This is a genomic window from Corynebacterium sp. ZY180755, from assembly GCF_054331495.1.
Map to the genome: position 1 here is coordinate 2,436,418 of NZ_CM135811.1, position 11,038 is coordinate 2,447,455.

An 11,038-nucleotide genomic window follows, 5' to 3' on the forward strand; every position below is an offset into this window, starting at 1 on the left:
CTGTGGAATCTAGCAAAACCTCTTGATAGACAAAAAGGACTGAAAACTAGCTATGGGTATTATCAAATCCTTCCGCAAAGCACGCGCTCAGAAGAAGATAGAACTCAAGGCCGCCAAGGCTCGCGCACGCCAGGAAGCAAAGTCTGCAGCAAAGATGGAACTTAAGGCAGACAAATTCCTAGCCAAGCAGGAAAAGAAACTGCTGAAGGAAGAGAAAAAGGGCCTGAAGCGCAAGAACAAGCATGAGCTTAAGCTAGCCAAGAACGAACTCGCCCAGATCAAGGCCGGCAAGTTCAACGCCCAAAACGTTGCCCGTTACTCCGGAGCGCTACGCGCAATCCTGCCCATCGCCTTGCCACTGGCCTACCGCGGCATCACCATGGTTCGTGACTCCCAGGCAGCCAAGCAGGCACGAGCATTCGGTGTTTCCGGCGAAGAACTGGCAAAGTTCTCCGGCTACGGCGCACCTCTCAAGGCCCGCATCTCTGGTATGCGCCAGACCGTCACCGCATCCTCCCTGCCAACTGGCTTTATCAAGGACGTTGAGGACCGCCTTGGCGAGCTCTCCACGGCAGTAGACAACGCTGAACGCATGACCGCTGAGAAGCGTCAGGGCGCTCACCGCTCCATTACTAAGGATTTGGACAACCTGGCACAGCAGATCCAGGACAAGATCTCCCGCTAAATGACTGGCCTGAATTGACGCGTTGCTTATAAGTAACGCAACGTTACTTACTCCGGTTCTCTCCTTCGGGGAGGGCCGGAGTTATGCATTTTTGCACATGCATATCAGTGGAGAAGCGAGCGAGAATCCCGAGCTTATGAGTCTAAAGGGGCGCAAGTGTTGCCACTTTCACCGTCTAGAAAGGCTTGAAGCACTGGAGCCCTCTTATCGTTGTGCCCTTTGTACGCTGGTCACTGCACAAAGCCTCCACACAGCAGTAAGTCCCACAACCATCTCGGTTGTGGGACTATCACCACGCGCTCCGTTACAGAACTCCCTGCTCTCGGGCTGCTGCTACGGCGGAGGTGCGCGATCGTACCCCGAGTTTGTCGTAAATATGGACGAGGTGGCTTTTCACCGTTGCTTCTGACAGAAGGAGAATGCGGCCGATGTCACGGTTAGAGGAGCCGCCTGCAACTAGCTTCAGCACTTCCAGTTCGCGCGGGGTGAGGGAGGTGCGTGGGGTGCGTACGCGGGTCATGAGTCTGTTTGCCACCGTCGGTGAGAGGGTGGAGTCGCCTTCGGCGGCGGAGCGCACAGCGGCGAGGAGCTCCTCAGGTGGCGCATCCTTGAGTAAGTATCCGAGTGCGCCGGCTTCGATGGCGCCGAGAATATCGGCATCGGTGTCATAGTTGGTAACCACCAGCACGTGTGGAGGCTTCTCCATGGTTGCTTTGATCTCAGCGGTGGCATCGGCACCTGTGGCCAGCCTCGTGCCTTCCACACCAGGACCGAAGCGAAGATCCATCAGGATGACGTCAATACCGCCGGCTTGTGCGGCAGCTATGGCCGCTTCAGCTGTGGCTACTTCGCCGATTACCTCGATATCGTCGGCGCTTTCGAGTACTGCGCGAAGACCGAGGCGAACGATTTCGTGGTCGTCGGCTAGCAGGACGCGGATCATAAGATGTTTCTCCTAGTTCGCTTAGTTTGCGATCACGCTAATCTTATCCCTTTAGCTCCAACTTTTGGTGGAGCTTACCCCTCAATCGGGATCGCCACAGAGATAGCTGTGCCTCCCCCCGGCGCGGATTCCACGTCGAGGGTGCCACCGATTTCGTTGGCGCGTTGACGCATGGCGGAAATTCCTATGTGCCCCAGCCCAGCGGGGCGGCCGGCCACCTGCTCAGGATCGAAACCTTTGCCATTGTCGACGACGTCCAGACGGACTTCGTCCTCACCGTAGGTGAGGGTGACTCGACAGCGCGTAGCCTGAGCATGCTTTGCGACGTTGCCCAGGGCCCCTTGCCCGATGCGCAGCAACGCTGCCTCGGTTTTCATGGGCAGTTGACGTTCGCAACCTTCAACGTCAATGCTGACCTCAGGCCCCACAATCTGCTCCGCTACGCGGTGCAGAGCACCCTCCAAGGAGGTCTTGGACAACGCCGCCGGCTGCAGCGCGGCGATCATTGCGCGCGCCTCTGAGAGATTATCGGCCGCTGCACGGCGCGCCAGCTCCATGTGTTGCAGCGGGTTCTTCTTTTCTTCTTCAGTCATTGAAGATCGTGAAATGTCGCTTTCAGCGACGCGCAAAAGCATTTGGATACTGGACAGGCCTTGGGCGAGCGTGTCGTGGATCTCGTGAGCAATGCGCTGGCGTTCGGCCGCGATGCCCGCTGCGCGCTCGGTCTCGGCGAGCTGCTGGCGGGTGTCGAGAAGCTCCGTGATCAGTGCCTCTCGCTCCTGCGCACCACGCCACAATGCCATGAATGTCATGTGGATACCAATGCAGACCATAGCGGAAACCGCGGGGCCCATGATGGAGCCAGGTGTCAGATTAGGCCAGCGGCTAAAGATTGCAATCAGCGTAATGCCGAGCGTGAACACGATGCCGCGATAATCCGGCAGCGCACGCAGGTACAGAAAGTACAGAGGAAAGACTAGGTACACAGAGATCGGTACCGCCGCCAGCAAGACGATCCAAATGAACGTCAAGACACCAATACTGGCAAGCTGTGTACCCAGTTTGTTAGCGCTGGATGCCAACACCGAGTTAACGTAGGCAGCCCCAAAGCCCGCGCATAACAAAACACCAGTCAATGCCACCCCAAAAGGCTGTCCCACCAGCCCAAACAGGGCTATGGTGAGCAATACGGCGGTGAGTACATTCATGGCGTTTCGAAACGCTGACGCACCTGGTAAGGAGTCATAGGAATCCACGTCACCGGCGTTGATACGCGGGCTGAAGTTCTTTAACACGCCACTGGGATCTAGGCTTAACTGCATGAACGTTAGCCTACTATCTCCCCGCCGACTCCTCTGCCTGTTCACAGCCACCGCGCTAAGCCTTTCCGCTGTAGCCTGCGGATCAGACGACGGCGGACAAACAGATGCCGCTAGTCAATCAACTATTGCTCCGCCTTCTGCATTGCCAGGCGAGGTGTATGACCAGGGCCTGCCTGTCGACGCCGCCCCAGACATAGAGGCGACCCGTGGCCAGCAAACCCCGTGCCCATACTTAGACGGCGCTTGGCTTGAGAACGCGAACGGCCAGAGACTAACCGCCGTTGGGGTTGATGAGCGCTTCGATACACCTGCCTGCGTATTTTGGTCCTTCGAGGACACCCCTCAAGTCACGGTAATGGTTCGCCACATGAATGATGACGCCGCAGCGACAGCAGTGGTGGACTGGGCGGCCCCCATTGACACCACCGACCCCGCCGATCTCCCTGGCGGATGGATGGGCGGACGCGCAGGTACGGATTCTGGATCCGTTTATGCGGTACAAAACGGCAATGTAGCCATCGTCGTACGCAGCACCCAGCAGCAATCCGTTAAGGCAGAGACCATCGCTAAAGAAGCCCTGAAGAATCTAGAGCTGCTTTAGGGCTTAAACGGCGACGTCGTTATACGGCATCATCGTGGAAACCCATGGGAATACGACCTCCATGAGGAGCAGGAACACAGCCACCAAAATAGCAATGACGATCAGGAATTTTACCCAGGTATTGCCGGGGAGCTTATCCCAAAGAATTCCGTACATGGCTTACTTATACCTCCTGTAGTGCGGACGGTGGCTGCGCACCTTCGGTCTTTGCAACCTGCTCTGTCAGCATGGCGTGGATGATCATGCGCTCCGCGTTGGAGAACTGCGGGTGACACGTCGTAAGTGTGAGCACAGACTCAAGCCCCTCTGGGGCTTGCTCATCTTTAAATTGATGCATATCTGTGCCTGGGATTGCCGCGATGGTAGTCACGTCTGCGGGAACAGTGATGTGACGGCCCTGCACTCCCGCATAGTCACCAGTGGTAACACGACTTACTTGTGCGTCATTCAGGCATGCGCGCGCTGTTTGCTCGCGGGTAGCTTGGTCAGGCGCGTCAATAGGCAAGACTCGGTATACGTTCCACGATGTTTGTGTTTCCACCACGATGGCGTCACAAGCTTGCAATAAGCCAAGGTCATTGAAGGGCGCGCCTTTGCCCACACGGTGGCCAGCAACCGCGAAATTTCCACGCTCACCCGGCATAGCAGTATCCACATAGTGCCCAGGACCCCGCAACAGATCCCAGTCAGTAGTTCCCTCTACGATCGCAAACTGGTAATCGGAACCAAACGCTGGCACGTACATGCGCGCGAATGCCTCGCCGAGCTCAGCGGAAACACCTTTTCGAGGGTTAATGCGCTTGTTCTCCCACTCATCCTCCATGTGCTGTTCTACCTTCTCCTGTGCACGCTGTGCCTCAAGGTTCGTCCAAAAGGCTTCGTAGAAAGCGAAAGACAGTAGTAGAACACCAACCGTTAAAAACACTTCGCCAGCGACAAGACTAATGCTTAGCTTACGGCGCCGTGTACGGCTGGATTGTTGCTTGAGCTGGGGCTCGGTGCTCATCGCTACTGGGCCTTTCTTTCGAACTGCCTCTTTAGGGCAGCTATGTACGGCAAGGTGGAGTCAATGTTTGGAAGTCTACCTAGTTACTCGAAATAGCCGTAAATAGTCACAGACGCCTTTGGCAGGCGATAATGAGTAAGTAACGCTGCGTTACTTATAGATCGAAGGGAGCGCTTTTCGTGGGATTGTTTGAAATCTTTGCCTATCCAGTCTCCGGTTTGCTGAAACTGTGGCACTTGCTGTTTAACGGCCTGCTTGGATTTAGTATTTCCACAGCGTGGGTCTTATCACTGTTTGGCCTCGTGCTCACGGTGCGCGCGTTGATTGCGCCGTTTTCGTGGATGCAGATCCGTGCGGGACGTCTGGGTGTATTGATGCGCCCACACCTGCGTAAGCTGGCGCAAGAGTACGCGCAGAATCGCACGCCGGAGGGATTGGCAAAGTACCGGCAGGCCCAGAAAGATCTGAGAAAAGAGTACGGGTATAACCCCGCTGCGGGTTGCTTGCCCCTGTTTATTCAGATTCCGGTGTTCCTGGGTTTGTATCGTGTCCTGATCCGGATTGCGCGCCCGGTTGAGGGGGTAGACGCGAGCTCACATCCACACATCGGTTTCTTGTCGCCGGAGGATGTGTCGAGCTTTTTGGCGTCTGAGGTCTCCGGCGTTCCTTTGCCGGCCTTCCGTTTGCTTGGCGACGAGCGCCTCGCAGCCATGGGCACAACTCCCGAGGCTGTCCAAGCCTTCATCGCGCCCTTTGTCATTGCCGCGTGCTGCTTTGCATTCGTGAGCATGCTGATTTCTTCCATCCGCAACCGCAACTCGCTGGACTACACCTCAGGCGTTTCCATCGTTTCGCAGCGAATTGTGTACATCATGATGATTATGGGGCCGTTGTTGCTAGCAACAGCGGGATTCTCCGGTGCGATCCCAGTGGCTATTGCCATGTATTGGGTGGCGGGTAACTGCTGGACGCTGCTTCAGTCGGCTGTCATTTACTTCCTCATTTGGAAGAAGTACCCGTACCCTCCTGAGCACTTTGAGCTTCAGCGAACCACAAAGGCTGAGGCCAAGGAACGCATTAAGGAAAAGCGCCGTCACAAGCGCCTGCGTCGAAAGGCGTTGGTCAGCAAACGTGCCAAGCAAGAGCACCTAGCGCTGGTGGCTAAGAAAACGGAAGAGAAAGAACAGCGCGCCCGCGAACGCGCAGAGGCGCGTGCCGTGGAACGTGAATACGCTGCTCAGCAACGCGAAGCGCGTCAGAAAGCTAAATTGAATAGTCGGCAGGCGGAGCAGAAAGAAGCTGCACAGCCAGATCACGAGCCGTCCGGAGAGAATCGTTCGAGTGATTCAGACGCCCACCAGCTAGACCACCATCAAGGAAAACCATCAGCTGCTGAGCCTGAGTAACACCAGGGTAACCATTTTTGGCCTCAAGCAATTGGGTCATAGTGTCTTGCATCCAGCGGCGATGCTCCATCACAGCCGCCACAATCCCGCGTTCAGTTTCAGTTTCTGGGCGCGGGTATTCGTTTGCCGCGTTGAGGAAGTGTGATCCTCGGAAGTCTTTCTTAGGTTCTTCATCAAGCGATTGGTCAAAGAAGGCAAGGATCTTTTGTGCTGGATCATCCATATCTTGGGTGCGCTCGTAGTAGGCATCACGCCACTGCTGATCTAGGGCTTCGATGTAGGCAATGACGAGCGCATCTTTGGAGCCGAACAGTGAGTAGAGACTTGCCTTTGCTACGTCAGCTTCACGCAGGATGCGGTCAATACCGATGACTCGGATGCCCTCGGTGGCAAAGAGAGCTGTGGCAGAGTCCAGGAGGCGCTGGCGTGGTGAGGGGCGGTTCCTACGCCTTCCTGACGTGGTGGACTTTGCAGTCTTTGTAGCCTTGGTTGCCACTGGCTTCCTCACCCTCATTTTTCACTCTAATGCGGTTTTAACAAACTGACGCGTTCTACTATATACAAACCGGTTGGTCTATATCATGTCGAGGCCGGAAAACAGCATGTCAAAGTACTTGTGGCACAAAAATAAGCCCCCAGGGGATTCCCTGAGGGCCTAAGTTTAATTTACGTGTCGTTACTTGCGGCCACGAACTGCGTTCACGATGGTGAGCAGGATAACTGCGCCAAGCAAGCAGGTGAAGAAGGAGAACCAAAGTCCGCCGCCTGCTACGTCAACACCGAAGAGGTTAAGGAGGAAGCCACCCAGCAGACCACCAACAACACCAACGACGATGTTCAAGCCGATGCCCTGCTCCGCGTCAGTGCCCTTAAACTTGGATGCGATCCAACCTGCGAGGCCACCGATAATGATCCAACCAAAGATACCCAATCCGAGCATTTCTAAGTCCTTTCAAAAAGTTTATCTAACAACAACCACCGTAGGTGAACTTGGAGCCCTGAGCCACCGGAAAGAACTCTTGTTCTATTTTTTTCATACTTTTTCCGGCCATTTGTAACCAATACAAACTGACGCAAAAGCTACTGACCTGTAGGGTCTTATTACTTGATCACAAACTCATCACAATTAGGAAAAATCTGTAGGGAATACGAAAATTCCCTCGTTTCCGCCAGATCTCTGGTCAAAAACAAGGGAATTAACGTTCGCTATATCTACGTACTCAGACGGATACTCGCGAAAATGTCTACAGGATCACGAGCCCCCGTGTAGTGGAAGCCCCTACAGCGCTTAACCCTCTACAGGGCGCACTACTACCATTGGGCATGGAGAAGACTGCAGGAGGGCGCGTGAGGTGGAACCAAGCAGCATTCCACGGAAGCCTCCACGGCCATGGGAGCCCACAACCAGCAGCTGTGCATCTTTACTTGCATCAACCAGTGCGCGAACTGGACGGTCACGGGTAATGACCATCTCAACTTCTACATCTGGGTACTTGGCCAGAAGTGGCTCAAGGCGTTCATGCAGAACCTGGGTTTGCTCGTCCTCAATAACGTTCCACTCCTGCTGAGCAGCGGCAAGGCCTGCGAGTGATGCCTGGACCTGCATGTCCATCCACGTGTGGACTGCCACTAGCTTGCTGCCACGAGCCTGCGCCTCAGCAAAGGCGAATTCGGTGGCTAGCTGGGAGATGTCGGATCCATCCACGCCTACCACTACTGGGCCGTACTTGTTCAACTCAGTTACGTGGTTGTCCTCGCGAACAACAACCACTGGGCAGTTCGCATGGGATACCACAGCTGCTGAGACGGAGCCCATAACCATACCGGACAGGCCACCTAGTCCTCGAGATCCCATGACCAGCATGGTGACATCGGAGCTCATCTCCAAAAGCATGTCAATTGGGGAGCCCTCAGCGATGGTGTAACCAATCTTGATATCTGGGGCTACTTCATGCGCGATGTCGCGCGCAGCCTCGATTTTCTCCATGGTTTCGGCCTGGAGCTCGTCGAAAAGCTCCTGCGGTGGAACCATACCCTCCGCGTAGAGGAACTGAGGCATGGTGTAACTTGCCGCCAACCGTAGAGGGACACCACGCTTCATAGCAGTATTAGCAGCCCAACGAACAGCGTTATTGGAGGCGTCAGAGCCATCAACAGCAACGACGACAATGTTCTCGGCAGTCATTTCTCAATACCTTTCTCAAGATGTTCCCACCAGCTGATCCGACGGGAACACTATGCACACCCGCACATAGAATTCATCTGTTATTGTACGCGCCTATATCCAGCTGTACAGGGTGGTTAGTACCAGTTTGGGGGTAAATGAATACCCGCCACTGCCCTGTCAAAAAATGGCAGGTCACGGCGGGGTTAGATCATTACACAGCAGTGGTTGCAGCCTCAGCGTTAGCTGGGAACAACACGGCATACAGCATCTTGAAGAAATCCGCGATGACTGCGCCGATACCGTTTGAGAAGAACTCCACTGCCGGAGCGAGAATAGCGTTAAAATCCATACTCACACGATACTAGGTTAGAGGTAGGTTAGGAAACCTTTTTCGGCAGGATATTATTAGTTCTTATGCAATCACGCCAGATCACTATTCCGCGCGGCCAAGCTCCCCTGCCGGTCAAGGAGGGACTGAACCCCTCCCGAGTCCGCATTGGACCAGAGTTCGCTGGGGCCACGGCGTTCGATTTTGTCTGGCACCTGATCTCTTCCCAGCGTTATCGTGCCGACGACGACAACGAGGCTGCCGTCGCCGCGCGCTTTGCCCGCGGCGAGGTGGTCATCGTCTCTGGCATGAAGGGGCTCGTGGCCGAGCCCCACGATACCCTGCCAGAAGGATTAGACCTCTGGTTTTACCGCACTCCCGTGCCCGAACCCGAGGTTCCTTACACACCCGAAGTCATTTTTGAAGATGACAACCTACTGGTAGTGGATAAACCTCCCTTTATGTCCACCATGCCGCGCGGTAAACACATCACCCAGACCGTGACCGTTCACATGCGCCGCGTCACCGGAAATGACGAACTCTCGCCTGCACATCGGCTAGATCGGCTCACTAGTGGTGTCCTCGTCATGACTAAACATCGGGGCGTGCGCGGCGCCTACCAAGAGCTCTTTGCTAGGAAACAGGCTCAGAAAACGTACACCGCTATCGCCGCGTACAAGGAGGCGCTAGCCGACGGCGCGCTGTGGCGCGACCGAATGGTCAAGAACTCGGGCACCATGCAGGCCGAAATCGTGGCCGGCGAGCCCAACGCTGAGACCGAACTTGTGGGTGTCGATAAGCTTGACCTGAAGGAACAAGGCCGCCTGGAGAATCTCCACGGGCCCCAACCATTACTGGGTGTGTACTGGCTCAAACCTCACACGGGCAAGACCCATCAGCTGCGCCTGCACATGAATGCAGCAGGCGTACCTATTCTGGGCGATCCAATTTATCCCACCGTGCTACCGGAGTCTGCTGAGAACTTTCTCAAACCGCTGCACTTGTGTGCACACAGTCTAGAATTCACTGACCCAATTACGAACCAAAAGCGTCACTTCACTGCTTTAAGGCGCTTCTAGCACGAGATTTCGCCCAGCTTTTTCAAACTACATAAAACGGTGCGACCTAGGTCCTCAAAACCTGGTACTAGCCCGAGAGCCATCCCACCTAAGCCAAATAACGGATGATGGCGCCCCACCATGACATGCTCATTGTGGCCTTCCCGCCCGCCGATCACCCCAGCAGGATCCAACGTCGGCTTCTCATGTGTTCAGTGGTTTGATCGTGAGGCAAACGGCGTGTGGGGTAGCAACTGGGCCGTACGGAGTTCTAAATTCGCTACTCGTCTCTGGAGCCCACTCCTCGTACAGCGTACGAGATTCACTGCTTGCAGCGTAACCGTTAAGGGTATAGAGCGGCAGCCTTTGAGCTGCGCCTCTATCAAAGACTCAACAACTTACAAAAAGGGCCAGGAAGGGATTTTTTCCCAACCTGACCCCACTTGTCTAAAGAAACTAGTTAGTTTCTTCCATCTCACGGATGTCTGCCTGAAGCTGCAGACGCTCAAGACGCTCCAAATCCTCAATGGAAACCAACGCAGCAACAGAGCGGCCGTGCTCGGTGATGATTACACGATGATTCTGTTCCTCAACACGCTGAACAAGGCGGGAAAGAGATAGCTTTGCGTCACGAACGGTGATTGGTGCTTCGCGGGTCAAATCGGTGGAAAGATGCTGCATTTACTCTTCTTCTCTCTATCTCAACAACTTCTTTTTACTTCTTCACTCGCATCGAGATCACGACGAAATGTGAGGCTTCATAATGCGAGTTTTCATCATAAGCGTCGGTGGCCGAAACACCTAACGCAAACGTTTGCTCACATACTAACGGATACTCAGCCAAACACAAATCAGCCCAAAAAAGAACATTTATCATGGCCTTTTAGGGCGAAAAATGTGCAATCCAGCTCAGAACAAACACATCACTGAAGTTCGTCACAAACTGGGATCAAAAGCAATGAAATCCGCTAACTTTGCAAGCCAAGGCCGAGGTTATCAGAGCAAAATAAACGTGAACGGACACTGTGAGTGAACAGTTAATAAACGGTTCGCTAGAAATTCGTTAACGCGAAGTACCTCTGCACTGCCCGCTGATAGGGGATGATGAAGCCTTGAAGATCCGAAAGAAGATCTAGAGAGCTAATACCGAGCATCTATGCGAACAATGTGGCCGAAAGTACCGAGTGTTTAGCTGGTGTGAACAGAATAATTGACAACTTCGAAGAAGAACACGAAGGAAGGCATGCGAAGAACCCCGTTGGTCCTGGTGATCAACGGGGCTCTTTGTTGTTAAGTTTTTGGTCGGCGGTGACTTACTCTCCCACACCCTCCCGAGTGCAGTACCATCAGCGCTGTCGGGCTTAGCTTCCGGGTTCGGAATGGGACCGGGCGTGGCCCCGACGCTATAACCACCGACACATCTATTACTGAGTGTGGACACAACCGCCTTGGTGGGGTGTGTTGTGTTGTGTCAGATACTGCATAGTGGACGCGTAGTCTATTACTGTTTTTGTTCGTAGAA

The 11,038-nt window shown here is 54.5% G+C and carries 12 protein-coding genes, 1 rRNA gene and 1 pseudogene; 4 read left to right on the forward strand and 10 right to left on the reverse strand.

All coding sequences use genetic code 11. The features are described 5' to 3' along the window. The first annotated feature begins 52 nt into the window (after nucleotides 1–52). Complete coding sequence (locus tag ACXM2N_RS11075; protein WP_458488698.1) at nucleotides 53–685, forward strand: DUF6474 family protein; 633 nt, start codon at nucleotides 53–55, stop codon at nucleotides 683–685. A 304-nt stretch (nucleotides 686–989) separates the two neighbouring features. Here ACXM2N_RS11075 and ACXM2N_RS11080 read toward each other — a convergent pair whose 3' ends face one another. After that, complete coding sequence (locus ACXM2N_RS11080; protein ID WP_458488700.1) at nucleotides 990–1,628, reverse strand: LuxR C-terminal-related transcriptional regulator; 639 nt, start codon at nucleotides 1,626–1,628, stop codon at nucleotides 990–992. Nucleotides 1,629–1,702: 74 nt separating this feature from the next. Beyond that, a complete protein-coding gene (locus tag ACXM2N_RS11085; RefSeq protein WP_458488702.1) occupies nucleotides 1,703–2,950 on the reverse strand; it encodes a sensor histidine kinase in 1,248 nt (415 codons plus the stop codon). On the opposite strand from ACXM2N_RS11085, the gene ACXM2N_RS11090 reads away from it, so the two are divergent. Then, nucleotides 2,949–3,551, forward strand: coding sequence for a DUF2020 domain-containing protein (locus ACXM2N_RS11090; RefSeq protein WP_458488704.1), 603 nt, complete (start codon nucleotides 2,949–2,951; stop codon nucleotides 3,549–3,551). The two genes, ACXM2N_RS11085 and ACXM2N_RS11090, sit on opposite strands and share 2 nt — an antisense overlap. A gap of 3 nt (nucleotides 3,552–3,554) precedes the next feature. On the opposite strand, the gene ACXM2N_RS11095 is transcribed toward ACXM2N_RS11090, so the two are convergent. Together ACXM2N_RS11095 and ACXM2N_RS11100 are read right to left on the reverse strand one after the other, a co-directional pair. Next, a complete protein-coding gene (locus ACXM2N_RS11095) occupies nucleotides 3,555–3,707 on the reverse strand; it encodes a hypothetical protein (protein ID WP_458488706.1) in 153 nt (50 codons plus the stop codon). A 7-nt stretch (nucleotides 3,708–3,714) separates the two neighbouring features. Then, a complete protein-coding gene (locus ACXM2N_RS11100; protein ID WP_458488708.1) occupies nucleotides 3,715–4,557 on the reverse strand; it encodes a class E sortase in 843 nt (280 codons plus the stop codon). A 179-nt stretch (nucleotides 4,558–4,736) separates the two neighbouring features. Between ACXM2N_RS11100 and yidC the strand changes: the two are divergent. Beyond that, nucleotides 4,737–5,858 (forward strand): annotated as a pseudogene (gene yidC / locus ACXM2N_RS11105) (membrane protein insertase YidC); the annotation flags it as partial. Here the strand turns inward: yidC and ACXM2N_RS11110 are convergent. The 4 genes from ACXM2N_RS11110 to ACXM2N_RS11125 form a co-directional block, all read right to left on the reverse strand. Continuing rightward, nucleotides 5,821–6,459 carry a TetR/AcrR family transcriptional regulator gene (locus ACXM2N_RS11110; protein WP_458488710.1) on the reverse strand — a complete coding sequence of 213 codons (639 nt, stop codon included), beginning with the start codon at nucleotides 6,457–6,459 and terminating at the stop codon, nucleotides 5,821–5,823. The pseudogene yidC and the gene ACXM2N_RS11110 overlap by 38 nt on opposite strands. A gap of 180 nt (nucleotides 6,460–6,639) precedes the next feature. Continuing rightward, the gene (locus ACXM2N_RS11115) at nucleotides 6,640–6,903 is read right to left on the reverse strand and encodes a GlsB/YeaQ/YmgE family stress response membrane protein (protein WP_458488712.1); all 264 of its coding nucleotides are present in this window, start codon (nucleotides 6,901–6,903) and stop codon (nucleotides 6,640–6,642) included. 348 nt (nucleotides 6,904–7,251) lie between these two features. Next, nucleotides 7,252–8,148 carry a universal stress protein gene (locus ACXM2N_RS11120; protein ID WP_458488714.1) on the reverse strand — a complete coding sequence of 299 codons (897 nt, stop codon included), beginning with the start codon at nucleotides 8,146–8,148 and terminating at the stop codon, nucleotides 7,252–7,254. A gap of 193 nt (nucleotides 8,149–8,341) precedes the next feature. Then, nucleotides 8,342–8,485, reverse strand: a complete 144-nt coding sequence (locus ACXM2N_RS11125; protein WP_458491176.1) for a hypothetical protein — start codon at nucleotides 8,483–8,485, stop codon at nucleotides 8,342–8,344. A gap of 59 nt (nucleotides 8,486–8,544) precedes the next feature. On the opposite strand from ACXM2N_RS11125, the gene ACXM2N_RS11130 reads away from it, so the two are divergent. Next, on the forward strand, nucleotides 8,545–9,537 hold the full coding sequence (locus ACXM2N_RS11130) for a pseudouridine synthase (RefSeq protein WP_458488716.1): 993 nt from the start codon (nucleotides 8,545–8,547) through the stop codon (nucleotides 9,535–9,537). 435 nt (nucleotides 9,538–9,972) lie between these two features. Here the strand turns inward: ACXM2N_RS11130 and ACXM2N_RS11135 are convergent, their stop codons facing one another. Together ACXM2N_RS11135 and rrf are read right to left on the reverse strand one after the other, a co-directional pair. Continuing rightward, the gene (locus ACXM2N_RS11135) at nucleotides 9,973–10,197 is read right to left on the reverse strand and encodes a type II toxin-antitoxin system Phd/YefM family antitoxin (RefSeq protein ID WP_458488718.1); all 225 of its coding nucleotides are present in this window, start codon (nucleotides 10,195–10,197) and stop codon (nucleotides 9,973–9,975) included. Between the two features lie 619 nt (nucleotides 10,198–10,816). Then, nucleotides 10,817–10,933, reverse strand: a 5S ribosomal RNA gene (rrf, locus tag ACXM2N_RS11140). Between the last annotated feature and the right edge of the window lie 105 nt (nucleotides 10,934–11,038).

Coding starts and splice junctions, on each gene's coding strand:
- ACXM2N_RS11075 (WP_458488698.1), top strand. CDS start 53: ATGGGTATTATCAAATCCTTCCGCAAAGCACGCGCTCAGAAGAAGATA.
- ACXM2N_RS11080 (WP_458488700.1), bottom strand. CDS start 1,628: ATGATCCGCGTCCTGCTAGCCGACGACCACGAAATCGTTCGCCTCGGT.
- ACXM2N_RS11090 (WP_458488704.1), top strand. CDS start 2,949: ATGAACGTTAGCCTACTATCTCCCCGCCGACTCCTCTGCCTGTTCACA.
- ACXM2N_RS11085 (WP_458488702.1), bottom strand. CDS start 2,950: ATGCAGTTAAGCCTAGATCCCAGTGGCGTGTTAAAGAACTTCAGCCCG.
- ACXM2N_RS11095 (WP_458488706.1), bottom strand. CDS start 3,707: ATGTACGGAATTCTTTGGGATAAGCTCCCCGGCAATACCTGGGTAAAA.
- ACXM2N_RS11100 (WP_458488708.1), bottom strand. CDS start 4,557: ATGAGCACCGAGCCCCAGCTCAAGCAACAATCCAGCCGTACACGGCGC.
- ACXM2N_RS11115 (WP_458488712.1), bottom strand. CDS start 6,903: ATGCTCGGATTGGGTATCTTTGGTTGGATCATTATCGGTGGCCTCGCA.
- ACXM2N_RS11120 (WP_458488714.1), bottom strand. CDS start 8,148: ATGACTGCCGAGAACATTGTCGTCGTTGCTGTTGATGGCTCTGACGCC.
- ACXM2N_RS11130 (WP_458488716.1), top strand. CDS start 8,545: ATGCAATCACGCCAGATCACTATTCCGCGCGGCCAAGCTCCCCTGCCG.
- ACXM2N_RS11135 (WP_458488718.1), bottom strand. CDS start 10,197: ATGCAGCATCTTTCCACCGATTTGACCCGCGAAGCACCAATCACCGTT.